This is a genomic window from Hymenobacter yonginensis, assembly GCF_027625995.1.
GTDB classification, from domain to species: Bacteria; Bacteroidota; Bacteroidia; order Cytophagales; family Hymenobacteraceae; genus Hymenobacter; species Hymenobacter yonginensis.
The window spans coordinates 2,198,728-2,224,474 of sequence record NZ_CP115396.1; the positions used below are offsets into that span (position 1 = coordinate 2,198,728).

Below are 25,747 nucleotides of genomic sequence, written 5' to 3' on the forward strand. Positions count from 1 at the left end.
CAGGCGGTCATCCATCCGGTCGTTCATCAATAGGGGGGCACTACAAGGTAAGCAGGTTGAGCCGGTCTGGCCAGAATTTCTTCCGTAGCGGCCCGTTTTTCTGGAAAGGGGTACAAAGCTAACGGCTGGGCTTCACAAGTGAGGGCTGGGCAAAAAGGTTTCTTTTGCGTAGAATGAGCAGGGGTAGCATCCGCTTCCGCCCGTGCCGTTTTGCCGATGAGCTGCAGGCCGTAAGTTGCACGCAGCTAGCAAAATGGCAGGAGTGAAAAAGCTTGCGGCTTACGGCTCTCAGCTCTCCAGCCGGCACAAGCCAAAGCTTAGGCACCATGCCCTACCTTTGCCGCCTGCTTACTTATTCTGTAAATGGCCGCTACTCCTTCTTCGCTCCAACGCCTGCACCTGATTGCCATCGGGGGCAGCATCATGCACAACCTGGCCCTGGCCCTGCACAAAAGCGGCGCCCACGTCACGGGCTCCGACGACGAAATATTTGAGCCCGCCAAAGGCCGGCTGGCCAAAGCCGAGCTGCTGCCTGCCGCCGAGGGCTGGTTTCCGGAAAAAGTAACCGCCGACCTCGACGCCGTGATTGTGGGCATGCACGCCCGCGCCGACAACCCCGAGCTGCTGCGCGCCCAGGAGCTGGGCTTGCGGGTGTACTCGTTTCCGGAGTTCATCTACGAGGCTTCCAAGGACAAGCAGCGGGTGGTAATTGGCGGCTCGCACGGCAAAACCAGCATCACCTCGCTGATTCTGCACGTGCTGCGCTACCATGGCCGCAAGTTCGACTACGCCGTGGGGGCCCAGCTGGAAGGCTTCGACCTCATGGTGCAGCTCACCGACGACGCGCCCATCATCATTATTGAGGGAGACGAGTATTTGTCGTCGCCGATTGACCGGCGGCCTAAATTCCACCTGTACCAGCACCACATCGGCGTGATTTCCGGCATCAGCTGGGACCATATCAACGTGTTTCCTACCGAGGAAATCTACCGCGAGCAGTTCAAGATCTTCGCCGACATGACGCCCAAGGCCGGCACGCTCATCTACGACCGCGACGACGAGCAGGTGCAGCTCGTGACCGTGCCCAGCAGCCCCGACGTGGCCTACGTGGGCTACGGCCCGCACGAGCACGTCATCCGGGACGGCAAAACCTATCTGCTCAACAAGAAGGACGAGGAAGTGCCGGTGCAGGTGTTCGGCGAGCACAACCTGCGCAACATTTCGGCGGCCAAGGAAGTGTGCAAGTGCCTGGGCATTAAGGGCAAGGATTTTTACGAGGCGCTGGGTTCCTTCAAGGGCGCGGCGCGGCGGCTGGAACTGGTGCGCGAAGGCGCAGGCTCGGTGGTGTACAAAGACTTCGCCCACGCCCCTAGCAAGCTCAAAGCCACGGCTACTTCCTTTAAAAAGCAGTTCCCACAGCGCAAGCTGGTGGCCTGCCTGGAGCTGCACACCTTCAGCTCGCTCAACCCGGCCTTCCTGCCGCAGTACGCCCACACCTTCGACGCGCCCGATGTGGCCGTGGTGTACTTCAACCCCCACGTGCTGGAGCACAAGCGCCTGCCGGCCCTCCCGCCGGAAGCCGTGCAGCAGGCCTTCCAGCGCCCCGACCTGCGCGTGTTTACGGATAGCCGCGAGCTGGCCGCCTTCCTGCATGCCCAGGACTGGCACGAAGCCAACCTGCTGATGATGTCGTCGGGCACGTTCGACGGGCTGGATCTGGCCGAGCTGGCCGAAAAAGTGGTCCGCTAACCATGCAGGCTCCACTCAAACACCCGGTTCTGCTGCTGCACGGCGCACTGGCCAGCGAAAAACAGCTGCGCCCCTTAGCCCGCGAGCTGGCCGCGCACTACACGGTGCGCACCTTCAGCTTCGACGGGCACGGCGGCCAGCCGCTGGAAACGAACGTGTTTTCCATGCGCCATTTTGCGGGGCAGGTGACGCAGTTTCTGGATGCGCAGGACTGGGAGTCGGCGCACGTGTTTGGCTATAGCATGGGCGGCTACGCGGCGCTGGCGGCGGCGGTGGCCGCCCCACACCGGTTCCGCAGCATCACTACGCTGGGCACCAAGCTCGACTGGTCGCCGGCCACGGCCGCGCTGGAAACCCGGTTTCTGGACGTAGAGAAGATGCGGGAGAAGATTCCGCAGTTTGCCGCGCAGCTGGAGCAGCAGCACGCCCCCACGCCCCTGCCGGCGCTGCTGGCCGCCACAGCCGGCCTCATGCGCGGCCTCGGCGACGTGCCGCTGCTCACGCCCCAGAACCTGTCGGGGCTGGAAGTGCCGGTGCAGGTGCTGGTGGGCGAGCTGGACAAAACGGCCGGCGTGGATGCCTCCCGCCACTTCGCCGACTTCATGCCCCGCGCCACCTTCGAAATCATCTTCAACACCCCGCACCCGCTGGACAAGGTGAACCCGGACTTGCTGACGAGCCGCATTGCGCGCTTTGTGGAGCAGACGGAAGACCAGCGCCGCTAGCCTAGCTAGATTTCCGGCCACAAAAAAGGCCCGCCTTACGAGGCGGGCCTTTGCGGTTTATTCCGGTTTCATATCCGGCTCTGGCGGCACGGGTGGCGCGGCGGCTGGCCGTCTGCGCCGGTCGGTGGTGACCAATAGGGCCAGGCCGGTGAGGGCCAGACGCAGCATCCATTTACGGCTCAGCATGGCTAGCGGTTGAGAAGCAGGGTGTTGGTTTCCTCGACGCGCAGGTCGCAGCTGCTGCCGCCGGTGTTTTCCTCGCAGCTCGTGCCCACAATGTCGTTGTTTTCAAAATTGAAGAAGCAGAACGTGCAGCCCACGCCGTTGATGATGTAGCGCGAGGCGCTGGTGCTCAGGTACAGGTCGTTGTCGGTGGTCAGGTTCAGGGGGAGGGCCATGCCGCGGAACATGCCATTGCGCAGCCCTAGGCCCACCAGGTAGTACATGGCCGGGTCTTTGGGCTTGCCCTGCACCTTACGCACCATGGTTTTGTCGATGCTGGTGCCGTCGCCGAACTGCCGGCTGAAGGCCAACGCCAGTTGCTCGCGGGGCACCTCATACTTAATCAGGCCCCGGTCGCCGACGGAAGCTACCAGCTTGCTGGTTGGTTCGCGGCGGCGGCGGCTGGCCTCGCTGGTTTCGCCGTCGGGCGAACTCATTTCCGGAAAGCCACGCTTGGTGGTTTCGCAGGCAGGCAAGGAAGCAGTGAGCAAGCCTGCGGCCAGCAGCAGGCGCCAGAATGGCCGGGGGGAACCTATCATAGGAAACAGAATAAAACGAGGAGATTAACGAGCGGTATAGTACTTGCGGGCTTCGGGCAGGTCGCGCTGAATGTCGGCGATACGCGTGCCGTTGGAGGGGTGGGTGGAGAGGAACTCGGGGGGCGAGGCCTGGCCGTCACGGGCGTCCATGCGCTGCCAGAACTGCACGGCCCCATCGGGGTTGTAGCCCGCCATGGCCATAAAGATAAGGCCCAGGCGGTCGGCTTCCGACTCCTGGCTGCGGCCATACTTCAGCAACCCCAGCTGCGAGCCGGCCCCTACCACCTGCAGAAACACGTTCTGTGTAGCCGTGGGGTTCTGGCCGGCCGAGGCCGATAGCACGCCGCCCAGGCCCTGCGCCGCCATCTGCTGGCTCATGCGCTCCGAGCTGTGCTTGGCTACGGCGTGGGCAATTTCGTGGCCCATTACCACGGCTAGGCCGTTTTCATCCTGCGTGATGGGCAGGATGCCGGTGTACACGGCCACTTTGCCGCCGGGCATGCACCAGGCGTTTTCCTGCTTATCGTTGATCAGGTTGAACTCCCAGGCGTAGCCCTCCAGCTGAGTTTGGGCGTTCTGCTGGCGGAAGTAGGTGTCTACGGCCTGCTGAATGCGCTGGCCCACGCGCTTCACCATGGCGGCCTGCTCGCCGCTGCTCACCACCTGGCTGGAGGCCAGCACCTTCTGGTATTCGGTGGCGGCCATTTGGTTCATTTCCGTGTCGGAAACGAGGCTAAGCTGGCGGCGGCCCGTGATGGGCACCGTGGAGCAGGCGGCAGTAATTAACAGGCAGCTGGCGAGGGCGAGGTTGCGAAGCATGGGAAAGAGAGGCTTGGGGAATGAGAGAGGGCGCGGGCCCGGCCTGTCGACAGAGTCGGCCCGAGGCTTCTATACGTTGCCGGGCAACAAAAATGTTTATTTCACCCCGATTGGGCGGCGGCGTACCCGTTTTTTGCCGTTTCTTCGTTCTGCCGCTACGAATTAGCGGTAGTTTTGACTTTTGGGCGGCGGCCAGCCGGCAGCGCCCGCCTGTACGTATCCCCTGTTTCTGCGCTCCGGCCGCCACCCGCCGCCGGGCCCTTTCCTCTCCCCTGCTTTTTACGCTATGAAAATCCTCTGCATTGGCCGCAACTACACCGAGCACATTGCCGAACTCCAGAACGAAACGCCCGACGCCCCCGTCATCTTCGCCAAGCCCGACACGGCGCTGCTACAGCGCAACCAGCCGTTCTTCGTGCCTGATTTCTCGCAGGACATTCACCACGAGATAGAGCTGGTGCTGCGCATCTGCAAAAACGGCAAGAACATCGAGGAAAAGTTTGCGCCCACCTACTTCGACGCCATCGGCCTGGGCATCGATTTCACGGCCCGCGACCTGCAGAGCAAGCTCAAGAGCAAAGGCCTGCCCTGGGAGCTGGCCAAAGGCTTCGACGGCTCGGCCCCGATTTCGCAGGAGTTCAAGCCCGTGGCCGACTTCCCCGACCTGAAGAACATCAACTTCCGGCTGGAAGTGAACGGGCAGGTGCGCCAGCAGGGAAACTCCAGCCTGATGCTGCACGACTTCAACAAAATCATCAGCTACATCTCGCAGTTCATCACCCTGAAAATGGGCGACCTGATCTTCACGGGCACGCCCAGCGGCGTAGGCCCGGTGCAGCCCGGCGACCAGCTCACGGGCTATATCGAAGACCAGCAGCTGCTGAACCTGGCCGTGAAGTAGCCCCTGTAGTACGGACTGTAGTCCGTAGCTCGCAGCAACCACGCTACTCGGCGTTTGGTGTTAAGAATTGTGGCCCACGGGCTGCACTCCGGTATTGTGCCCGTATAGTAGGCTACGGACTGAAGTCCGTGCCACAGACTGCCGCCTACATTTCCTTTTTGAATGCCCAATACATTGTTTATCGGCTTTTCGCGTCGGCTGCTGAGTGTGGCGGCGCTGCCGCTGCTGCTCACCTGGCCGCCCACGTCCTGCGAAGGTCAGGCGCCTGATTCGTCGGCCCCGAAACCAGCCCCGACGGCCACTACCGTTACCCGGCATCCGGCCGTGGCGGATGGCTACTTTCTGTTTCCTATTAAGCCTGGTGTGCAGAACTACCTGGCCGGCAGCATGGGCGAGCTGCGCCCCAACCACTTCCACGGCGGCCTCGACATCAAAACCGACGGCCGCGTGGATTTGCCGGTGTACGCCGCCGCCGACGGCTACATCTCGCGCATGAAGCAGAGCAGCTACGGCTACGGCAACGTGCTCTACATCACCCACCCCAACGGCCTGACGACGGTATACGGCCACCTCAACCACTTCAAGGGGCCGGTGGCCGCCGAGCTGCTGCGCCGCCAGTACGAGAAGCAGACCTACGAGCTGGAGCTGTTCTTTGACAAGGGCCAGTTTCCGGTGAAGCGCGGCGAGGTGGTGGCGCTGTCGGGCAACACGGGCGGCTCGGCGGGCCCGCACCTGCACTGGGAAGTGCGCACCCCCGACGACCACCAGCTGAACCCGCTGCAGTTTGGGGGCTTCACCGAAATCCAGGACCACGTGGCGCCGCAGCTGCAGGCGTTTGCCGTGGAGGCCCTGGGCATTGAGGCCCGCGTGCAGGGGCGTTTCGGCAAGAGCATATTCGTGCCGAAAGCGCCGATGCTGCCCAACGGCGGCGGCTACGTGTGGGCCGATACCATTGCCGCCTTCGGGCAAGTGGGGCTGCTGGTGCAGGGCTTTGATAGGTTCGACGGCGTGTGGAACAAGAACGGCCTGCAGCGCGTGGACGTGCGCGTGAACGGCCAGCCGCTTTACACCCACGTCGTGGACGATATTCCGTTTCCGGAAGGCTCGCGCCAGATCAACCGGCACGTGGACTACGAGTGGCGCGCCACCCAGGGCCGGCAGCTGGAGCGCCTGTTCGTGGACGACGGCAACGACCTGAGCATGTACAAAACCGGCCCCGCCAAGGGTAAGCTGCGCGTGGAAGCCGGCAAGCTCTACGCCGTGGAAATCATGCTAGCCGACTCCTACGGCAACCGCACGCCGCTGCGCTTCGTGCTGCGCGGCGAGCAGCCGGTGTACTACAAAACCCGCTCGGCACTGGTGAAAAAGCCCACCCTGCGCTACGACATCAGCCGCAACCTGCTGGTGGCCACGGCCGCCGACCCCGACACGGCCTCTGTAGGCGGGCCGCTCACGCTGTACAAAGGCAACCGCCGCCTCACGCTACGGCCCAGCTACACGGTGCAGAGCGAAAACACCTACCTCTACGACCTGCGCGCCGGCCTGCCCGACTCGCTCAGCTTCCAGGGCGTCACGCGCCGCTTCGACCGGCAGGGCAGCATTCCATCGGGCCGGGACTTTGCCTTTTCCACCAGCCACCTGCAGCTGGGCTTCGCGCCCAAAACGCTGTTTGACACGCTGTATGTGCAAACCAGCTACGCCGCCGGCCTCTGGACGGTGCACCTGCCGCGCACGCCGCTCTACGAAACCCTGCGCCTCACGCTCCGGCCCGAAACGCCCGTAGCCGACCCGCGCCGCACCGCCATCTACAGCATAGCGCCCAACGGCGGCAAAGGCTACGTGGGCGGCAAGTGGGCCGCCGACAACACCACCGTGTCGGCCCCCATCAAAACCTTCGGCCGCTTCCGCCTGCTCACCGACACCATTCCACCTTCGGGCCGCCTGCTCAGCAAAGGGGCCGGCGGCGTAGTGTTTAAGGTCGGCGACGACCTGTCGGGGCTGGCCAGCTACCGGCTGGAAGTGAACGGGCAGTTCCACCTGCTGCGCTTCGAGCACAAAAACAGCACCCTGTTCTCGGAGCGCGCCGATACGCTGGGCCCGGCCCTGCGCGGCCCCGCCACGCTCCGCCTCACCGACCAAGCCGGCAACGAGAAGGTACTGAACGTGGTGTTGTAAAGCCTTCGTCTTCTTCCTTCACTGTCTGGCAAAAACGGCCGGCAGCCCCAACAGCAGCGCCCTTGTGTGCCGCTTTTCAGGGGCTGCCGGCCGTCTTTGCTGCCGGGCTGGCACAGTGCTTGTTAGTATGCCGGCCGGCTGCGGCCGGTCATTTCCTTTTATTCACCTTTTCCTTACTGCATGTTGCTATGATTACTCGATTTATGCGTGTCTGCCTGCGGCCGTCGGGGTTCCTGACGGGCGCGGCCCTACTGGTATCGGCCCTGCTGCCCCGGGCCGCCGCGGCTCAAACCTGGCAAAAGACCCTGGCGGCCGGGTCCGCCAGCACCGGCTTCTCGGTGGCCCTGGAAACGGCGTCCGCTCCTGGTGGCGACGTGTACGTGGCCGGCGAGTTTTCAGGCTCGCTGCAGCTGGGCGCTACCACTCTGGTCAGCGCGGGCCTCAAGGATGTATTTGTGGCCCGGTGGAGCGCGGCCGACAACCGCTTTGTGTGGGCCCAGAGGGCCGGCGGCCCCGAGGATGAATTTTTCGGCGGAGTGGCCGCGGCCGGCACCAGCGTGTATCTGGCCGGCACCTTCGGCAGCAGCACCGCCAGTTTCGGCACCATCAGCCTGCAGAACGCCGGCGCCTACAACCTGTTTGTGGCCAAGCTCACCGATGCCGGCAGCGCCGCCTCGTTCACCTGGGCCCAGCGCGCCGGCGGCCTCCGCGACGACGAGGCCTTTGACGTGGCCGTGAGCGGCACCAGCGTGTACGTGTCGGGGGCGTTCAGCAGCTCCAGCGTGGCTTTCGGCGCCTCGCAACTCAACCTCAGCAGCTTCTACGACCTGTTTGTGGCCAAACTAACGGACGCCGGTAGCACCGGCAGTTTCGTGTGGGCGCAGCAGGCCACGGGCACCGGCTCCGAAGAAGGCGTGAGCCTGGCCGCCGAAGGCTCCGACGTGTACGTGTCGGGCGTGTTCAACGGCCTCACGGCCCGCTTCGGCAACACCTTGCTGACTAACAGCGGCGACACCGACGGCTTTCTGGCCCGCCTGACTGACAACGGCCCCACCGGCTCGTTTGTGTGGGCCCAGTCGCTGAACGGTATCGGGTCGGACTTTGCCGATGCGGTGGCCGTGAGCGGCGACAACGTGTACGTGGCCGGCTCCTTCGCCAGCCCCACCCTGGCGGTGGGCGCCGCCACGCTGACTTCCGCCGGACTCAGCGACGCTTTCGTGGCCAAGTTCACCCGCGGCGGCACGTTCGGCTGGGCGCGGCGCGCCGGCGGCTCCGGCGACGACCAGGCCTCCGGGATGGCCGTGCAGGGAAGCCGCGTGTACGTGACCGGTGTTTTTGAAAGTATCGACGCCGACTTTGGCAGCGCCACGCTGGCCTCAATCGGCAGCTACGACGTATTTGTGACCCGGCTGCAGGACGCCGGCAGCAGCAGCAGCTTCCAGTGGACGCAGCGGGCCGGCGGGCCCGCCGAAGAGTTTGCCAGTGGCCTGACCGTAGACGGCGCCAACGTAAGCATCAGTGGCGGCATCGGCGGGCCCGCCACCTTTGGCAGCCAGAGCATGGCGCTGCCCGCCGCCTCCGTAGCCGCCGCGTTTGTGGCCCGCCTCACTGACGCCGGGGCGCTGGCTATGGCGGAACCTGCCTGGGCGGCTGGCCTGCAGCTCTACCCCAACCCTGCTCCCACACAGGCCACCGTGCGCCTGGCCGGCGCCACCGGCCCGGTGCAGGTGCAATTGCTCGATGCCGTGGGCCGGGTGGTGCACACGGCCGCAGCCAGCCCCGCCCAGGCCGCTCAGGGCCTGACGCTGCCTCTCACCCATCTGGTCCCAGCCCTCTACCGCCTGAGCGTGCGCGCTGGCGGGCAGCAGGTGTTCCGGCAGCTGGCCGTGCAGTAGCGGGCAACGCCCCGCACCGCCACAACGCTTCCTTATCACTCCCGTATTTGGTAGCCCTGCTCCTGCCCCGCCGGTACGCGCCGGGGCGTGGGCAGGGCTGCTCTTTTTCCGCTTTTCCCCTACTCTCATGCCCAACAACCTGCTCAAGCGCCGCAAGCCGGTGCTGCTGGCCTCCGTAGCCGCGGCCGTAGCTACCGGCGTGGCCGCCTACGCCTTCGCCCGCCGCAAGCTGCACCCGCCCCTGCCCACCGTGGCCCACGTGGATCTGCACAAGTACATGGGCCTCTGGTACGAGGTGGCCCGGCTGCCCACGCGCTTCGAGAAAGGCTGCCAGCACGTGACGGCCGAGTACACGCTGCGGCCCGACGGCAAAGTAACCGTACGCAACACCTGCCACAAAGACGGCCTGAACGGCCCCGTGGAAACCGTGACGGGCACGGCCCGCGTGGTGGATGCCGCCACCAACGCCAAGCTGAAAGTGAGCTTCTTCTGGCCGTTTGAAGGCGACTATTGGATCATTGCCCTCGACCACTCCGACTACCGCCACGCCCTGGTAGCCGGCGGCCCCGACCGCACCAACCTGTGGCTGCTGAGCCGCACGTCGCACATGGAGCGCAACCTGCGCGACCAGTATCTGGCCAAGGCCCGCGAGCTGGGTTTTGACGTGGACCGCATCCTGTTCACGCCCCAGCCCATTGCCGGCAAGCCGTAACCGTGCCCGGCACGCGGCGGCGCGCTATATTTGCCGCAAATCCCAGCCTTATGCCCATTCCCCAGATCGGCGACGCCGCCCCCGCTTTTGAAGCGCCCGACCAGCACGGCACCCTGCACCGCCTCCAGGACTACGCCGGCCGCAAAGTGGCCCTCTACTTCTACCCCAAAGACGACACCAGCGGCTGCACCGCCCAGGCCTGCGACCTGCGCGACAACTACCAGAGCCTGCAGGCCGCCGACATTCAGGTGCTGGGCGTGAGCATCGACAGCGAGAAGTCGCACAAGAAGTTCGCCGACAAGTATGAACTGCCGTTTCCGCTGCTCGTGGATGAAGACAAAAAGCTGGTGGAAGCCTACGGCGTTTGGCAGGAGAAATCCATGTACGGCCGCAAATACATGGGCACCATGCGCTACACCTTCTTGATCGACGCCGACGGCCGCATCGAGAAGGTCATCACCAAAGTCGACACCAAAAACCACGCGGCCCAGTTGCTGTAGGCCCTGTTAGCCCCGCCAGTTTGGCGGGGCTTTTTTTTCGCGCGCCTCGCCCAAGTTCCTACCTTTGCTTTCCCTCAACTTCATAGAATTCATGTCGCACGACGCCTCTTCCTTCGCCGCTTCTTCCGAAACCCACGCCCCCGAAGCCACCAAGTCGGTGGCCGAGCTGCAGCAGATTGCCGCGCAGGTGCGCCGCGACATTGTGCGCATGGTGCACGCCGTGAACTCCGGCCACCCCGGCGGCTCGCTGGGCTGCACCGACCTGCTGGTAGCCCTGTACTTCAAGGTGATGAAGCACACGCCCCAGCCCTTCGACATGAACGGCACCGGCCAGGACCTGTTTTTCCTTTCTAACGGCCACATTTCGCCGGTATTCTACTCGGTGCTGGCCCGTTCCGGCTACTTTCCGGTGAGCGAGCTGGCTACGTTCCGCAAGCTCAACTCGCGGCTGCAGGGCCACCCCGCCACCCACGAGCACCTGCCCGGTGTCCGCATTGCGTCGGGCTCACTGGGCCAGGGGCTGAGCGTGGCCACGGGCGCGGCCCAGGCCAAAAAGCTCAACGGCGACGACCGCACGGTGTTCGTGCTCATGGGCGACGGCGAGCTGCAGGAAGGCCAGATCTGGGAAGCGGCCCTCTACGCCCCGCACCATAAAGTCGACAACCTGATTGCCTTCGTGGACCGCAACGGCCAGCAGATCGACGGCCCCACCGACAAGATCGGCGGCCTAGGCGACCTGCGCGCCAAGTTCGAGAGCTTTAACTGGCAGGTGCTGGAAACCAACGGCAACGACCTGACCACGCTGCTGGCTACCATCGAGGAAGCCCAAAGCCTGCTCGGCCAGGGCCGCCCCGTGATGGTGCTGATGGATACCCAGATGGGCTTCGGCGTCGACTTCATGATGGGCTCGCACAAGTGGCACGGCGTAGCGCCCAACGATGAGCAGCTGGAAAAAGCGCTGCAGCAGTTGCTGGTAGAAGAAGCCGGCGACTACTAAACCGCAGATGTTGCAGATAAAAAGGGGATTTTGCTGATCAAACCGCCGGTTTAATGTCTGGCTTGTGTTTGTAAGCGGAGGCCTTTTTATACAGGCATTAGTCTGTTGAGCGTTGCTGCTATGGGCCTCGCGGCAGGTTGCTGCTGCTGGTGCCGTACCCGCTGACATTTGGCTTCCCCGCGTTTTGTGGGGGAGCTGCTGTTTCCTTTCTTATGCGCCGCTTGGCCGTTTTTGTATGCGTGCTTGTGAGTCTGGCTACTTGGCCGGGCGCGGGGCTGCGTGCCCAGAACGCGCCGCCGGCCAAGCCGCGTGTCACGCGTATCCTGTTTCTGCTGGATGCCTCGGGCTCGATGCTGGCGCCCTGGGAAGGGCGGGCGCGCATGGAGGTGGCCAAGGGCCTGCTGGCCCGCATGGTCGATTCGCTGAACGCCTACCCTAACCTGGAGCTGGGCTTGCGCGCCTACGGCCACCTGCACGACAAGTCGGAAAACAACTGCGAGGACTCCAAGCTGGAAGTGGCTTTCGCGCCCAAAAACGCGGCAGCCATCAAGGCCAAACTCAAAACCATTGAGCCCCGCGGCAACACGCCCATCACCTTCTCGCTGCTGCAGTCGGCCGGCGACTTCCCGACCGACAAAACGGCCCGCAACGTGCTGATTCTGATTACCGACGGGCTGGAATCGTGCAAGGGCGACCCGTGCGCCACCTCGCTGGCGCTGCAGCGGAAGCGGGTGTTTCTCAAGCCCTTCGTGATTGGCATCGGGGCCGAGCGGGAGTTTGGCAAGCAGCTCGAATGCCTGGGGCAGTACTACAACGCCGCCGACGTGAAGACCTTCCGCACCATCCTCAACGACGTGGTGGCCCAGACGCTGGCCAAAACCACCGTGGCCGTCAACCTCACCGACGAGGCCGGCCGGGGCGTGGAAACGAACGTGAACCTGACGTTTCTCAACAACGTCACGGGCCTGTCCGAGTACAACTACGTACACTACCGCGACGCCAAAGGCCAGCCCGACGCCCTCGACATCGACGCGCTGCAGAGCTACGACCTGGTGATAAACACCGTGCCGCCGGTGCGCCAGGAAAACCTGCAGATCCGGCCGGGCAAGGCCAATGTGCTGACCTACAAAACGCCGCAGGGCACGCTCTGGCTGCAGAATCCCAACGTGACGCCCAACCCCTACGGCACGGTGCAGACCGTTATCCGGCAGCCCGGCAAAGACGGCACGCTGCTGGCCCTGCCCTTCGGGGCGCGGCAGAAGCTGCTGGCCGGCACCTACGACGTGGAGCTGCTGACGCTGCCCCGGCAGGTGCGGCGCATCAGCATCCGGCAGGGCCAGGAAACCACCGTTACGTACCCGGCGCCCGGCATCCTCAACATCGTGTCGGACCTGAAAGGCTACGGCAGCATCTACCGCCTCAACGACGACGAAACCCAGACCTGGCTCTATAACCTGCCCGACGGCGGCAGCAGCAAGATCAACGTGCCGATGCAGCCCGGCGCCTACCGCCTCATCTTCCGCACCAAAACCGCCACCGGCAGCCAGTTCACCGACGTGCGCAACTTCACCATCCGCTCGGGCCAGACCAGCTCGGTTAGCATCTTCGGCCGATGATCAGCACAGCAACTACCATGAACGGCCAGCCCTGGCAGCAAGCGCGCTACTGCGGTAGCACCTTTGCCTGACGCTTTTCTTACTTCTTCGAAACCTTACTTCCCTCTACCATACAGCATGAAAGACTTTCCCTACACCGAATCGAAGGACACCCGCAGCGGCTTTGGGGCCGGCCTGCACGAGCTGGGCAAAACCAACGCCAACGTGGTAGCGCTGTGCGCTGACCTGATTGGCTCGCTCAAGATGGATGCCTTCGTGAAGGACTTCCCCGAGCGGTTTTTCCAAGTGGGCATTGCCGAGGCCAACATGATGGGCCTGGCCGCTGGCCTCACCATTGGCGGTAAAATCCCGTTCACGGGCACGTTCGCCAACTTCAGCACCGGCCGCGTCTACGACCAAATCCGGCAGAGCATTGCCTACTCGGGCAAGAACGTGAAAATCTGCGCCTCGCACGCCGGCCTCACGCTGGGCGAAGACGGCGCCACTCACCAGATTCTGGAGGATATCGGGCTGATGAAGATGCTGCCCCACATGTGCGTCATCAACCCCTGCGACTACAACCAGACCAAAGCCGCCACCCTGGCCATTGCCGACTACGAGGGCCCCGTGTACCTGCGTTTTGGCCGCCCCGTGGTGCCCAACTTCACCCCCGCCGACCAGGAGTTTGAAATCGGCAAGGGCGTGGTGCTGAACGAAGGCACCGACGTGAGCATCTTCGCTACGGGCCACCTGGTATGGAAGGCCATTCTGGCGGGCAAGCTGCTGGCCGAGAAAGGCATCAACGCCGAAATCATCAACATCCACACCATCAAGCCACTGGATGCGCAGCTTATTCTGGAGTCGGCGCGCAAGACGCGCTGCGTGGTGACGGCCGAAGAGCACCAGATGAACGGCGGCCTCGGCGACTCCGTGGCCCAGCTGCTGGCCCGCGAGGAGCCCCTGCCGCTGGAAATGGTAGCCGTGAACGACTCATTCGGCGAATCGGGCACGCCCGACCAGCTGATGGAGAAGTACGAGCTCAACGAAGCCGCCATCGTGCGCGCCGTGGAGAGGGTAATGGCCCGCCGGAAGTAGGTTTCTGGTAGCTGCCCCCAAATGTCCAACGCCCCGGCCGCACGTGTTGCAGCCGGGGCGTTGTGGCGTTTTATGGACTAAGGATAGTTCCCCTCTTTGGAAAGGAGGGGCTAGGGGTGGTTGATGGACGTCAGAACGGTTTTTAGAAACTAACTCTAGTATCGTTCCAATGCAAGGTCAACCACCCCTAGTCCCTCCTTTCCAAAGAGGGGAATTAGCTTTCTAGTTCTAATCTGCCGCTCAGACTATTTAAGCAACCGTCGGGGCCAGAATATCGGTGATGATGGCGACATGGTGGCGGGTGTGGATTTCCAGAAACTGCAGGGATTGGTCGCGCCGTAGGTTGCCGAAGTAGGGATGGTGGAAGTAGCTGTCCGCTGGCAGGGCGGCCAACTGGGGCAACATAGCACGCGTGCGGGCCAAGTGTGCCGTCAGCTTTTCGGCTGAGATGGGGCCTTTGGGCAGCACCACTTCCGGCGACTTGGCCCGGCCGCGCGGAATCCGCTTGAACGTGAAAAACACCAGCCGCCTCAGGCTGAACCGCCACCGGTAGCGGGCGGGGTCGGAGGCGGCCAGTACCTGCTGGATGCCGTTGAGCGTGAGCAGCGTGTGCTCGATGTGCCAGCCTACCGAGGCCTGGGAAACTGCATGGTTCAGGGTTTCGTGGCGGACAATGCTTTCCTCAAGCTGGTGCAGTAAGGTTTCGAGCTGGATCATCTGATTTGTTCCATTGGCACATTACCGTTGCAGAGTTAGGCGCCGTATGCGGGCACTGAAATTGGTTTTCGAGCCGGCCAACGTATTCCCTGCGCGGCACCGAGCGGTACGACAGCTGCTATTGCTTGGCCCCACACCCAGCGCAGAACTTCTGGCCGGGCTTTACGGAGGCGCCACAGTCGCCGCAGAATTTCTCTTTGGGCGCGGCGGCGGCGCTGGCGGTGCCGCACTCGGGGCAGAACTTCTGGCCGGGCTGCAGGCGGGCCTGGCAGTTGGGGCACTGCTCTACCTTGGCTTGGCCCAGAAAATCGAGGTCCTGGGTGTAGTTGTGCTCCCGGGTTTTGGCCTGGATCTGCTCGCGGGCGGCTTGGCGTTGCTGGGCGGCCAGCTCCTCGTGCTCGTCGGGGGCGCAGTCTTCGCAGAGGCCGGCGGTGTGGTTCCAGCACACATCGGGGCATACCCAGTGGCCGCAACGGGTGCATTGCTTGAAATAGGTTTTACCTTCCTGCACGGCCGTTTCCAAGGCATCGTCGTGGGCCTTGCCGCCGATGGCGCGCTGCACGTGGTAGGCGGCGGTGCCGGCATCGTAGAAGCGCCCGCCGAACAGGCTGCCGGCGGCCCGCATCAGCTCCCCGGCAATCCCGATTTTGTTGGGCAGGAAGCGCGACATATGGCCGTTGCGGCACTTGTCGCAGTAGAACTTGAACTGGAAGCCCTTGTCGGTGCTAAGGTCGTCGTGGTTAGCCACGAAGTGAATCATGCTGCTCATAGCGGTAGTGGTATGTGCGAGGGCTGAAATTAGCGTTTTACTATATCTGCACCGCTTTTTTCTGCTCTTACCTTTCTGCGCTAGCCGGGCCCTGGCCTACCGCCCGGCCGGTTTGCGCACCGCTGGTCGGGTGGCCGGCTTGCGCACTGTCGGCTTCCCGGCCGCTGGCTTGGCCGCCGCCGGCCGGCCCAGCGGTTTCGGGGCTTCGTCTGGCAGCCAAGTGGCCCGAAACCCATAGTCGGGCGCGAAGGGCGGGCGGCCCAGCGGACGCAGCGGCGGCACCGTGAACGTGAGCTGGCCGGCCGCATCGGTGCGCACCTCGGTGGTAAACTGCGTGATGCGCCCGCCCTGCGCCACCGGGCCGCCGGCGCTGAGGGCGTAGAACGGGTATGTGCTGAAAAACTCCAGGCGGTAGCGGCCCGGGCGGGCCATGCCGGGCAGGCTTACGGTCTGGCCTACCAAAGACGGAATGCTGTCGGGGGTGCTGGGCTGGTTGTCGTTGAAAAGCAGGCAGGAAGTATCGGTGAACGAGCCGGCTTGGTGGGGCAGCTGGTACCAGTAGCTAGCCCGGTTGTGCACCCAGCCCAACACCCGCGCCGGGCTGCGTAGGGCAAACACTTCCAGGCGCGCATCAGACGTGAAAGCCCCGCCGGGCTCCAGCGAAACAGTGTCCTTGACGGGGCCGCCGCCGGCCCACACCGGCACGCAGTTCCCGGGCGTAGTGGGCGTGTGCGGGGTGTCTTTGGGGCCGGCTGTGCCGGGGCAGGCGCTGGCCAGTACCTCGTAGTCTTCACTGAAAATAGGGCTACCGGCCAGAAATAGCTGCAGCGGCTTGAAATAGTGGTACTGCCCGCCGTAGCAGAGCCCGAAAACCTGGTTGGCCCACCAGTACAGCGCCGCCCCGCCCGAGCCGTTGAACGCCGACGACCAGAGCGTGTTGTGCATCTCAATCAGGTCGTGGTAGCGGACGCCGGGCGGGTAGCGCGGGGCCGTGAAGTTGGAGCTGCCGTACCAGCACTGCTTTTCGATTCCCAAGCCAAATTCGGCCAGCTGGTAGGGCTTGCCGGGGAAATGCACACCCGCCCGCCGGGCCAGGTAGGCGCGCTGGTGCTCCACGTTCAGGTCGGAGCTGTAGTAGTGGTCCTGCACGAAATCCAGCTCCGGGGCCTGGTAGAGCGGCTTGCCATCGGGGCCCGGGTAGTCGCCGCTGAAGGCGTAGCCCAGGGAACTGGTGTAAAGGTACTGCGGGGCCAGGGTACGGGCGTAGGCTATCATCTCGCGCACCCAGCTGCCCACGCGGGCCGAGTTGCCGGGGTTCCAGAAGTTGTCGGCGCTGCCTCCGAACAGGTCGGCCTCGTTCATCATTTCCAGCCCGAAAATGGCCGGCGAGTAGCCCCAGCGGGCCACCACGTAGCGAATCCGCTGCCGGAACAGCTGCCGGCTCACGGAGTCGGTGAAGAAGCGGATGGGCGGCGCGTCCGAGCCCAGCCGCTGCCGGTACGGGTGCCGCTCCCAGGCCTGGCCTACTTCCCCATTGTCCGATATATCCGTGACCGAGGACAGGGCAATCTGCAGGTACACGCGGCGGCGGGCGGCCTGCTCCACCAGCGCGTCGAGGTCGTAGGCGCGGTTTTGGCGGGTATCGTAGCGGCCGGCGGGGCCATCGGAGCCCTCGGGGCTGAACTGGCCGGGCATCAGCATCAGGCGGGCGAAGTTGCCGCCGTTGTCGGCTATTTTGCGGATACCGTCGCGCACGTCCTGGTACGGCAGGCGGGTGTAGCGGTCCTCCACCCCGTTGTTCACTACGTTCATGCCCAACGGAAAGAATATGCGGCCATCGGCAAACGCGAAGTTGCGGCCGTTGGGGTGCACCCGCACGAAGCCGGGGTTGTCGGCGGCGGCTACGGTGAAGTAGGTAGGCGCGCTGACGGTGCTGGAATCGAGGTGGCGCACCAGCAGGCGGTAGCTCCAGCGACCGGCCTCGGGCGGCGCAAACCGGATGCGCCAGGGCAGGCGTGTGGGCACGGGCACAAGGTAGCGCGGGTCTTCGGGGCAGGTGGTGCAGTAGGTGCAGGTGTCGGTGACGCTCTGGCGCGGAAACGGGGCGCAGGTGGTGCAGCGCCGGAAATCCTGGTACCAGAAGCCCACCGCCCGGTGCACCACGCCGCTTGGGCTGGTAAACTCGGCGCCCACCGTTATTTCGGCGGGGTCGTAGGGGTTTTGCACCGGGGCCGTGGCCAGCGCCAACCCCAGCTCCAGCTTCTGCAGCCGCGTCGGCGGCGGCGCGCCCACGCGGCGGTGCTCGGTGATGCGCAGGGCCAAGGCCGGGCCGCTTGCCAGGCCACTCAGCCATACACACAGGATAAAATACAGCAGCAGCTTCATAGGCACGAAGGACGGCCGTAAGTTTGGGGCCGCCGGCAAAACGGGAAGAAACGGGTTTTTCCGCGGTTTTACGGTTTGCCGGCTGTGCTATTTCCTTTGCTTATGCGCCTATCTTTCCTCCTGCTCCTGCTCGTTGCGCTGCTGCCCGCCCGCCGGGCCCAGACCCAGAACCAGCAGCAGCCCGACACCACGCTCATCGTCTACAACACCCAGCTGACGGGCGCCTACAGCCGCGGCGGCGTCAACCGCACGCTGCTGTCCACCACCCAGAGCCTCACGTTCACGCGCGGCCAGCACTTCGGGTTGCCCCTGACTGGCAGCTTCATCTTTGGCCGGCAAGATAAGCGGCTGCGCGAGCGGGAGCTGCTGCTCAACGCCACGCCCTACTACTACAAAGGCCGGTTCCGGGCCTACGCCCTTGGCGGGTTCGAGCAAAGCAACCTGCGCGGCATCACCAGCCGCACGCAGGTGGGCGCCGGGCCCGGCTGGGCCTTCTACTCCGATACGCTGGGCCGCGAAGTGTCGGTCAGCAACCTCATCATCCGGGAGCAAACCAGCTTCCTCGACGGCCGCCGCCAGATAACTGCCCGCAACTCGGTGCGCCTGAAGGCCGCCTGGTCGGTGCGGATTCTGACGCTGGCCTCCACCACGTTCTACCAGCCTTCCCTGGCTGATTTCGGCAACTACCGCTTCAGCAACCTCACCACCGCCGCCCTCAAGCTCACGCGCCAGCTGGCCGTCAGCTTCTCCTACAACTACTCCTTCGAAAGCCAGTTCAGCGAAGGCCGGGTGCCGGAAAACACCAACGTCACGGTGGGTTTGTCGTACAGCACGCGCCGGTAGCGGCGCCGGCCAGTCAGGTGCCGGGCGCCTAGTACGGCTCAATTATTTTCTTTCGTCCCTGATTAAACCCCGGCCAGCCCGGCCACTCTAATCGGCCAACCGCTCGCTCTCCGCCCCGCCTAACCCCATCTTCTGCTTGGAAGACCAGGACATCCTCCGCAAGTTCGCAGACCCGGCCTCCCGCAACGTGGCCTTCAACCAGCTGGTGCGCAAGTACCAGACCAAGGTGTATTGGCACGTGCGCAAGATGGTCATCGACCACGACGACGCCGACGACCTGACGCAGGACGTGTTTGTGAAAGTGTGGAAGCACCTGGAAAACTTCCGGCAGGATGCCTCGCTCTACACCTGGATTTACCGCATTGCCACCAACGAGTGCCTGAACTTCCTGCAAAGCAAGCGCCGCAAGTTCTTCCTGCCCATCCACGATGTAGCGGCCGAGCTCACGGCCAAAGTGGAAGCCGATCCGGGCCTGGCCGGCGACGAAATCGAGCTGCGCCTGCAGAAAGCCATCCTCACGCTCCCCGACAAGCAGCGCCTCGTGTTCAACCTGCGCTACTACGACGAAATGCCCTACGAGCAGATGGCCGAAGTAACCGGCACCAGCGTAGGCGCCCTGAAAGCCTCCTACCACCACGCCGCCAAGAAAATCGAAGCCTACATCACGAATGCTGAATGAGTGGAGTAGTTGTTCGTTGTCAGTGTCGATATCCACCAACGAACAAATAATATCACGATTAAACCTTACTGCCTGAGTTGCTTCTAAGTGCCATGAAAACTCCTTTTCGTCTGGATGAACATCCGCGCCGGCCGCAGCCGCTGGCACCGCCGCCGGACGGCTATTTCGATAAGCTGCCGATGCGCGTGATGCAGCGCGTGGAGCCGCATGCCGCGGCTGCTGCTGGTCCGCTGGCCGTGCCGAGCTGGCTGGCGGCCCTCTCGGCGCCGCTGCGCACGGCCCTGGCCTCTACAGTGGTGCTGGGCGGCTTCGCGGCGTCGTTTCTGCTGAGTGGGCCCGGCGCGGTGCCCTCCGCGCCGGCCGCCGGCACGCTGGCCAGCGTGCCGCGCACCGAACTGGTAGAGTACCTGCTGGCCAACGAGCAGCGCATCACCCTCACCGACCTGGCCGAGCTGCCCGCCACAGCCCAGGCCCTGCCCGAAAGCTACCTGCAGGCCTCTTCCGCCGAGTTGCAGGACGTGCTCGATGCCCAGCCTACCGACGAAACCTATCTATAATTCGCCTTGTCTTCTCTCCCGACTTTCACTCCCATGAACTACCTCTTCCGCACGCTGCTGCTGCTGTGCCTGCTGGCCGCCGTGCCGGCCGCGGCCCAGAAAGGCGCCCGCCCGGGTGGCCGCCTGAGCCAGCTCGAAAACGCTAAAATCGCCTACCTCACCGAAAAAATAGCGCTTACCCAGGACCAGGCCCAGCGCTTCTGGCCCGTCTACAACGAATTCACGCAGAAGCGCCGCGACCTGAACCGCCGCATGCGCCTGCTCCGCACCGACGAGCCCGACGGCCTTTCCGACGCCCAGATCAAGGACAACCTGACCCAGGCCTTGGCCTTGCGCCAGCAGGAAGTGAACCTGGAGAAAGAGTACTTCGATAAGTTTCAGAAGGTGCTCACCATCCGGCAGGTCGGCAAGCTGTTCGTGGCCGAGCGGCAATTCACCCGCGACGTGCTCAAGCGCGTGGCCGACCGGCGCGGCGGCCTGCCCCCCGGCGGCGGCCCCGGCCTCGACGACTAACTTCTCCCACAAAAAAGGCTGCCGCGGCAGCCTTTTTTGTTGCCCGTTTGTTGCCTGCTACCTACCCGGGGCCGGCCGTTGGCCGCGGCCGGTGCCGTACCTTTGCCGCATATGCTTACCACTCGCCAGCTTTTTCTGCGCCACCAGGCCCAAACCTCCGATTTTCCGCTGCTGCTGGAAATTGAGCGGGCCGAAGGCGTATACATGTACGGTCCCGACGGCCGCCGCTACCTCGACCTGATTTCCGGCATCGGCGTGAGCAACGTCGGCCACCGCCACCCCCGCGTCATCGAGGCCATCAAAAACCAGCTCGACAAGTACCTGCACCTGATGGTGTACGGCGAGTTGGTGCAGGCCCCGCCGGCCCTGCTGGCCGAGGCCCTGCACGCCACCCTGCCCGCCAACCTCGACGCGGTGTACTTCACCAATTCCGGCACCGAGGCCATCGAAGGCGCCCTGAAGCTGGCCAAGCGCCACACCGGCCGCACCGGCTTCATCAGCTGCCACAATGCCTACCATGGCTCCACGCACGGCGCGCTCAGCATCACCGGCTCCGAGGGCTTCAAGAACTCCTACCGCCCGCTGCTGCCCGACGTGCAGCACTTCCGCTACAACCACTTAGAGGATCTGGCCCTGATAACCGAGCACACGGCCGCTGTCATCGTGGAAACGGTGCAGGGCGAGGCCGGCGTGCGCGTGGCCGAGCCCGGCTACCTGCCCGCTTTGCGCCAGCGCTGCACCGAGGTAGGCGCTCTGCTCATTCTCGACGAAATTCAGTGCGGCTTCGGGCGCACCGGCACGCTCTGGGCCTTCGAGCAGTTCGGCATCACGCCCGATATTCTGGTGTGTGCCAAAGGCATGGGCGGCGGTATGCCCATCGGGGCGTTCATCTCGTCGCAGGAAATCATGGCGGGCTTCAAAACCAACCCCATCCTGGGCCATTGCACCACGTTTGGCGGGCACCCGGTGTCGTGCGCGGCCTCGCTGGCTACGTTGCAGGCCATTCAGGAGGAAGGCATGCTGGCCGGCGTGGCCGAAAAGGCCGCCCGTTTCCGGCGGCAGCTGGTGCACCCGGCCATCCGGGCGGTGCGCGGCTGCGGCCTGCTGATGGCGGTGGAGTTCGACTCGTTCGAGGTCCTCAAGCCCATCATCGACCACGCCCTGGAGCACGAAGGCATCCTCACCGACTGGTTCCTGTTCTGCGACAATTCCCTGCGCCTGGCCCCGCCCCTCATCATCACCAACGAGCAAATCGACGAGGCCTGCGCCGCCCTACTCCGGGCTGTTTCGGCCATTGTATAGTAAGAATCAGGCATAAAAAATTGGCCGTTCAACGATTCCCAAACGGGGCGTTGAACGGCCAATTTTTTATACCTGATTCTTACTTTCTAATTAAGTAAAGCCTGCGTGTCAGTTTTGATGCTGTCCCGGTCCATGCCGTCTTTCACGCCTTGCGAAATCTGCTTGATGAGCAGGCCGACCACGTCTTTGCGGAAGCCCAGCTTCTCGGCCATGATGGTGCAGAAGTCCATTTCGTTATCATCCACGATGCCATCGGCCAGCATCATGTCCACCATGTCAAAAATCTGGTCGAAGCGCTCAGAGTCGTTGTCGGGCACGATCATGCGGCTGTTGGCGCTGTTGGCTACCAGCGTCCGGATTTCGTCGGCTCGGATACCGTTTTTCTTGCCCACGGCCACGATAAAGCTCATCTCCCGCTCGTCGATGTGGCCATCGGCCTTGGCCAGCGCCGCCAGGTTCTGAATATGGCTCTTGACTTTGCGGGTTTGCTCGTTTTCAAAAAAACCAAACATAGGTGGGTGCGGCTTAGGAAGGGCAGACGGGAAAGAAACAAAAAAACCGCCCGGCCGGGGGCGGCAAGTGGAAGTTACTAGGCTTGGCACAGGTTTGCAACTGCTGGGCATACGCAGCCCGAAAAAAAACAGATAGCCGGCTTTGCCATAATTTTGTTGCTGTTCCCAAATTCGGAGCGGCTTTTCGCTATTGATTTGCCACCTTTGCCCGTTCTGCCCTCCCGGGGAGGGCGGAACGGGCATTTTTGACAAGAAGTATGATGAAGCGTATTGCAGTTTTCACCAGCGGCGGCGACGCACCGGGCATGAACGCCTGCATTCGGGCCGTGGTGCGCACGGCCGTTTACCACGGCATTGAGGTGTATGGCATCATGCGCGGCTACAGCGGCATGATCAAGGGCGAATTCGTGCGCCTCGACTCGGCCTCGGTGGCCAACACCATCCAGAAGGGCGGCACCATTCTCAAGTCGGCCCGCAGCCAGAAGTTCATGACCAAGGAAGGCCGCCAGCAGGCGTTCGACCAGTTGGTTAACAACGGCATCGAAGGCCTAGTGGCCATTGGCGGCAACGGCACCTTCACCGGCGCCACCCTCTTCGAGCAGGAGTTCGGCATCCCAACCGTGGGCGCGCCTGGCACCATCGACAACGACCTGTTTGGCACCGACTACACCATCGGCTACGACACGGCCGTGAACACGGCCCTGGAAGCCATCGACAAGATCCGGGACACGGCCGACTCGCACGACCGCTGCTTCTTTGTGGAAGTGATGGGCCGCGACTCCGGCTACATTGCCATTCCGTGCGCTATCGGTGGCGGGGCCGAAATTGTGATGATTCCGGAAACCCAGATGAGCACTGAGGCCGTGATTGACTCGCTGCAAAACAGCTGGCGCCGCTCCAAAACCTCGTTCATCGTGGTGGTGGCCGAAGGCGAGGAAGAAGGCAACGCCCACACCGTGGCCCAGCGCGTGAAGGAAGCCATTCCGGAGCTCGACACCCGCGTGACCATCATCGGGCACATCCAGCGCGGCGGCGCCCCTTCCGCTGCCGACCGCATGCTCGCCTCGCAGATCGGCATTGCTGCCGTGGAGGGCCTGCTCAACGGCATGCGCAACGTCATGGCCGGCATCGTGGACCGCAAGCTGGTCTACACGCCTTTCTCCGACACTATCAACAAGAAGAAACTCATCAACCAGAGCTTCATGCGCATGGTAGAGATTCTGAGTGTTTAATGGTTGAATAGTTAGTTGACTGGCCTAGCGTCTGGCCGTTCTTATAGCCCTGGAGGGGCGATATATCGGTAGGTAACAGCCGCTTCTACATAGAAAAAGCCCCAGCGGGGCGACACCTTGTCCACGCGGACAGGGTGTCGCCCCGCTGGGGCTTTTGTCATTTCGGGCGGGCCGGATGGCTAACAACGTGCCGCCCCTCCGGGGCTAACAGCATAGCTAGCCATTCAGCCATTCAACAATTCAACCCACTGATACTCCGCGTCGCGGCGGAGCCAGGTGAGCTGGCGCTTGGCGTAGTGCCGGGTGTTGCGCTTGAGCAGGCGCACGGCTTCTTCCCAGTCGTAGAGGCCGTCGAGGTAGCCAAAGATTTCCTGGTAGCCCACGGTTTGCAGGGCGTTGTGGTGGCGGAAGGGCAGCAGGCTTTCCACTTCGGCGAGCAGACCAGCAGCCAGCATCTCGTCGACGCGCTGGTTGATGCGCGCATACAGCACTTCCCGCTCGCGGGTGAGGGCCGTTTTGATGATGCGGAAGGGCCGGCTGGCCACCGTGCGCCCGGTCTGGAAGCTGCTGAACGGCTGCCCGGTGGCGCGGCACACTTCCACGGCCCGCAGCACGCGCTGGTGGTTTTGCCTGTCGATGCGGGCGTGGGCCACGGGATCGAGGCGGGCCAGCTCTGCTACCAGCGGCGCGAGGCCGGTGGTGGCCAGCTCCTGCTGCAGTTGGGCGCGCAAAGCCGGGTTGGAGGTTGGCAGCTCGTCGAGGCCATCGGTGAGGGCCTGCAGGTAGAGGCCGGAGCCGCCCGTGAGCACCACCACCTGGTGGCGGCCAAACAGCTCGCCCAGCACTTGCAGCGCATCGGCCTCGAAGCGGCCGGCGCTGTAGTCTTCCGTGATGCTGTGCGAGTCGATGAAGTGGTGCGGCACGTCCTGCATCTCGGCAGGCGTGGGCTTGGCCGTGCCGATGCTCATCTCCCGGAAAAACTGCCGCGAGTCGGCCGACACGATTTCGGTGCGGAAATGCTGGGCCAGCTGCACGCTGAGGGCCGTTTTGCCCACGGCGGTGGGGCCGGCCACCACCACCAGCGTAGGGCCGGGGGCGGCGGCCAACTGCAACTCCAGCGTGGCTATCAGATCAGAAAGAACACTCATGCGGAAACAGGTTGGGGAGGACCGACCAGCGCAGCATACAGCGCCAGCAGCCGGGTTTCTTCGTGCTGCCAGCTAAGCTGCGGGCGGGCCAGCCGGCAGTTTTCAGCCAGCTGGTGGTAGCGGGCAGCCTCGCCACCGGGCAGCAGGCGGTTGAGGGCGGCAGCCAGAGTGGCGGGCCGCAGGTCGGGCACCAGCTCGGCCACGTCGTACTGCTCGTTGAGGGCGCGGTACTCCGGAAAGTCGGTAACCACCTGCGGAATGCCGGCGTGCAGGTAGTCGAAGAACTTGTTGGCCAGCGAATAGTAGTAGCTCAGGCCCCTATTTTCAAGCAGGTTGAGGCCCAGGCCGGCGTAGCGCGTAATCTCGCGCAGCTCATCGGGCAGCACAAAGCCCCGGAACTCCACCTGCCCGCTCTGGGTGAGGCCCAGCGCCGCCGCCTGCGCCCGTAATGCCTCCGACAGGTCGCCTTCGCCGCAAATCACCAGCCGGCCCGCCACGGCAGGCATGGCCGCCAGCAGCTGCTCCAGCCCGCGCCCGGCGTTGAGGGCACCCTGATAGAGAATGTAGCCGCCCTCGGGCGCGGCGGCTGGTGCGGGCGGCAGCGGCGTGGCGTCTAGGCGGCTAATGTTGCGGATCACCTCAAACGGCCGGCCGTAGCGGCTCTCAAACAGCCGGGCCAGTGCCGGCCCCACGGTATAGGCCAGGGCGGCGCGCGGCACCACAAACCGCTCTACGGCGCGCCAGAGGCGCTGCACGGCCGGGCGCGCCACCACCTCGGGCACTTCCGTAAACAGCTCGTGGGCGTCGTACACCAGCGGCTGGCCCGCCAGGCGGGCCCGCAGCCACACGGGCAGCGCCGTATCCAAGTCGATGGCGCACCAGGCGGCGGCGCGCTGGCCCCACAGGTAGCCCAGCAGCCGCAGGTTGAACTCCAGATAAAACAGCTTGCCGCGCTGGAAGCGGCAGCGCAGCCGGTACTGCTCGTAAGGCTGCGGCGTGAGCGGCCGCGAAGTGCTCCACTCCCGCCCCACCAGCACCACCGCGTAGCCGGCCCGTGCCAGCGAGCCGCAGATGCGCTGCATCCGCTGGTCGTAGTTCAGGTCGGTGGTAACAGTGAAAAGCAGGCGCGGTGCAGCCATAGAGCGAGGCGCGGGGCCCGGCCGGCA

Annotated in this window: 24 protein-coding genes; 16 read left to right on the forward strand and 8 right to left on the reverse strand. The window is 64.1% G+C overall.

Annotated elements, in window-relative coordinates; all coding sequences use genetic code 11:
- The first annotated feature begins 363 nt into the window (after positions 1 to 363).
- A complete protein-coding gene (locus O9Z63_RS09570; RefSeq protein WP_270129101.1) occupies positions 364 to 1,749 on the forward strand; it encodes a UDP-N-acetylmuramate--L-alanine ligase in 1,386 nt (461 codons plus the stop codon).
- Positions 1,750 to 1,751: 2 nt separating this feature from the next.
- Positions 1,752 to 2,474 (forward strand): alpha/beta fold hydrolase, encoded by a 723-nt coding sequence (locus tag O9Z63_RS09575; RefSeq protein ID WP_270129102.1) that lies wholly within the window; start codon positions 1,752 to 1,754, stop codon positions 2,472 to 2,474.
- Positions 2,475 to 2,662: 188 nt separating this feature from the next.
- Here O9Z63_RS09575 and O9Z63_RS09580 read toward each other — a convergent pair whose 3' ends face one another.
- Positions 2,663 to 3,235 carry a hypothetical protein gene (locus tag O9Z63_RS09580; protein ID WP_270129103.1) on the reverse strand — a complete coding sequence of 191 codons (573 nt, stop codon included), beginning with the start codon at positions 3,233 to 3,235 and terminating at the stop codon, positions 2,663 to 2,665.
- Positions 3,236 to 3,259: 24 nt separating this feature from the next.
- Positions 3,260 to 4,054, reverse strand: a complete 795-nt coding sequence (locus tag O9Z63_RS09585; RefSeq protein ID WP_270129104.1) for a M48 family metallopeptidase — start codon at positions 4,052 to 4,054, stop codon at positions 3,260 to 3,262.
- Positions 4,055 to 4,340: 286 nt separating this feature from the next.
- On the opposite strand from O9Z63_RS09585, the gene O9Z63_RS09590 reads away from it, so the two are divergent.
- From O9Z63_RS09590 to O9Z63_RS09625, 8 genes are all read left to right on the forward strand, one after another.
- The gene (locus O9Z63_RS09590) at positions 4,341 to 4,955 is read left to right on the forward strand and encodes a fumarylacetoacetate hydrolase family protein (protein WP_270129106.1); all 615 of its coding nucleotides are present in this window, start codon (positions 4,341 to 4,343) and stop codon (positions 4,953 to 4,955) included.
- Between the two features lie 162 nt (positions 4,956 to 5,117).
- The gene (locus tag O9Z63_RS09595) at positions 5,118 to 7,130 is read left to right on the forward strand and encodes a M23 family metallopeptidase (protein ID WP_270129107.1); all 2,013 of its coding nucleotides are present in this window, start codon (positions 5,118 to 5,120) and stop codon (positions 7,128 to 7,130) included.
- A 188-nt stretch (positions 7,131 to 7,318) separates the two neighbouring features.
- Positions 7,319 to 9,025: a T9SS type A sorting domain-containing protein gene (locus O9Z63_RS09600; RefSeq protein WP_270129108.1), complete on the forward strand. Its 1,707-nt coding sequence runs from the start codon at positions 7,319 to 7,321 to the stop codon at positions 9,023 to 9,025.
- Between the two features lie 127 nt (positions 9,026 to 9,152).
- Entirely contained in the window at positions 9,153 to 9,737 is a 585-nt protein-coding gene (locus O9Z63_RS09605; RefSeq protein WP_270129110.1) for a lipocalin family protein, read from the forward strand.
- Between the two features lie 50 nt (positions 9,738 to 9,787).
- Positions 9,788 to 10,237, forward strand: coding sequence for a thioredoxin-dependent thiol peroxidase (gene bcp, locus O9Z63_RS09610; protein ID WP_270129111.1), 450 nt, complete (start codon positions 9,788 to 9,790; stop codon positions 10,235 to 10,237).
- A gap of 91 nt (positions 10,238 to 10,328) precedes the next feature.
- Complete coding sequence (locus tag O9Z63_RS09615) at positions 10,329 to 11,234, forward strand: transketolase (RefSeq protein WP_081910843.1); 906 nt, start codon at positions 10,329 to 10,331, stop codon at positions 11,232 to 11,234.
- Between the two features lie 212 nt (positions 11,235 to 11,446).
- A complete protein-coding gene (locus O9Z63_RS09620; RefSeq protein ID WP_270129112.1) occupies positions 11,447 to 12,850 on the forward strand; it encodes a vWA domain-containing protein in 1,404 nt (467 codons plus the stop codon).
- A gap of 117 nt (positions 12,851 to 12,967) precedes the next feature.
- Positions 12,968 to 13,924 (forward strand): transketolase family protein, encoded by a 957-nt coding sequence (locus tag O9Z63_RS09625; RefSeq protein ID WP_270129114.1) that lies wholly within the window; start codon positions 12,968 to 12,970, stop codon positions 13,922 to 13,924.
- A gap of 249 nt (positions 13,925 to 14,173) precedes the next feature.
- Here the strand turns inward: O9Z63_RS09625 and O9Z63_RS09630 are convergent, their stop codons facing one another.
- The 3 genes from O9Z63_RS09630 to O9Z63_RS09640 form a co-directional block, all read right to left on the reverse strand.
- Positions 14,174 to 14,641 (reverse strand): DinB family protein, encoded by a 468-nt coding sequence (locus tag O9Z63_RS09630; RefSeq protein ID WP_270129115.1) that lies wholly within the window; start codon positions 14,639 to 14,641, stop codon positions 14,174 to 14,176.
- Positions 14,642 to 14,759: 118 nt separating this feature from the next.
- Positions 14,760 to 15,410, reverse strand: coding sequence for a zinc ribbon domain-containing protein (locus tag O9Z63_RS09635; RefSeq protein ID WP_270129116.1), 651 nt, complete (start codon positions 15,408 to 15,410; stop codon positions 14,760 to 14,762).
- Positions 15,411 to 15,506: 96 nt separating this feature from the next.
- Entirely contained in the window at positions 15,507 to 17,795 is a 2,289-nt protein-coding gene (locus tag O9Z63_RS09640; protein WP_270129117.1) for a DUF5060 domain-containing protein, read from the reverse strand.
- Positions 17,796 to 17,897: 102 nt separating this feature from the next.
- Here O9Z63_RS09640 and O9Z63_RS09645 point away from each other — a divergent pair, with 102 nt between their 5' ends.
- The 5 genes from O9Z63_RS09645 to O9Z63_RS09665 all read left to right on the forward strand — a co-directional run bounded on the left by O9Z63_RS09645 (position 17,898) and on the right by O9Z63_RS09665 (position 21,689).
- On the forward strand, positions 17,898 to 18,638 hold the full coding sequence (locus O9Z63_RS09645; protein ID WP_270129118.1) for a DUF481 domain-containing protein: 741 nt from the start codon (positions 17,898 to 17,900) through the stop codon (positions 18,636 to 18,638).
- A gap of 136 nt (positions 18,639 to 18,774) precedes the next feature.
- A complete protein-coding gene (locus O9Z63_RS09650; RefSeq protein ID WP_044017305.1) occupies positions 18,775 to 19,317 on the forward strand; it encodes an RNA polymerase sigma factor in 543 nt (180 codons plus the stop codon).
- A 92-nt stretch (positions 19,318 to 19,409) separates the two neighbouring features.
- Entirely contained in the window at positions 19,410 to 19,874 is a 465-nt protein-coding gene (locus O9Z63_RS09655) for a hypothetical protein (protein ID WP_270129120.1), read from the forward strand.
- 33 nt (positions 19,875 to 19,907) lie between these two features.
- Positions 19,908 to 20,387 carry a hypothetical protein gene (locus O9Z63_RS09660; protein WP_270129121.1) on the forward strand — a complete coding sequence of 160 codons (480 nt, stop codon included), beginning with the start codon at positions 19,908 to 19,910 and terminating at the stop codon, positions 20,385 to 20,387.
- A 111-nt stretch (positions 20,388 to 20,498) separates the two neighbouring features.
- Entirely contained in the window at positions 20,499 to 21,689 is a 1,191-nt protein-coding gene (locus O9Z63_RS09665; protein ID WP_270129122.1) for an aspartate aminotransferase family protein, read from the forward strand.
- A gap of 86 nt (positions 21,690 to 21,775) precedes the next feature.
- Here O9Z63_RS09665 and O9Z63_RS09670 read toward each other — a convergent pair whose 3' ends face one another.
- On the reverse strand, positions 21,776 to 22,201 hold the full coding sequence (locus O9Z63_RS09670; protein WP_044017299.1) for a tellurite resistance TerB family protein: 426 nt from the start codon (positions 22,199 to 22,201) through the stop codon (positions 21,776 to 21,778).
- Positions 22,202 to 22,461: 260 nt separating this feature from the next.
- Here O9Z63_RS09670 and pfkA point away from each other — a divergent pair, with 260 nt between their 5' ends.
- Positions 22,462 to 23,433, forward strand: coding sequence for a 6-phosphofructokinase (gene pfkA, locus O9Z63_RS09675; protein WP_044018907.1), 972 nt, complete (start codon positions 22,462 to 22,464; stop codon positions 23,431 to 23,433).
- Between the two features lie 224 nt (positions 23,434 to 23,657).
- Here the strand turns inward: pfkA and miaA are convergent, their stop codons facing one another.
- Together miaA and O9Z63_RS09685 are read right to left on the reverse strand one after the other, a co-directional pair.
- Positions 23,658 to 24,581 carry a tRNA (adenosine(37)-N6)-dimethylallyltransferase MiaA gene (gene miaA, locus O9Z63_RS09680; protein WP_270129124.1) on the reverse strand — a complete coding sequence of 308 codons (924 nt, stop codon included), beginning with the start codon at positions 24,579 to 24,581 and terminating at the stop codon, positions 23,658 to 23,660.
- Positions 24,578 to 25,720 (reverse strand): glycosyltransferase, encoded by a 1,143-nt coding sequence (locus O9Z63_RS09685; protein WP_270129125.1) that lies wholly within the window; start codon positions 25,718 to 25,720, stop codon positions 24,578 to 24,580. The genes miaA and O9Z63_RS09685 overlap by 4 nt, the downstream gene beginning before the upstream one ends.
- Positions 25,721 to 25,747: the final 27 nt, after the last annotated feature.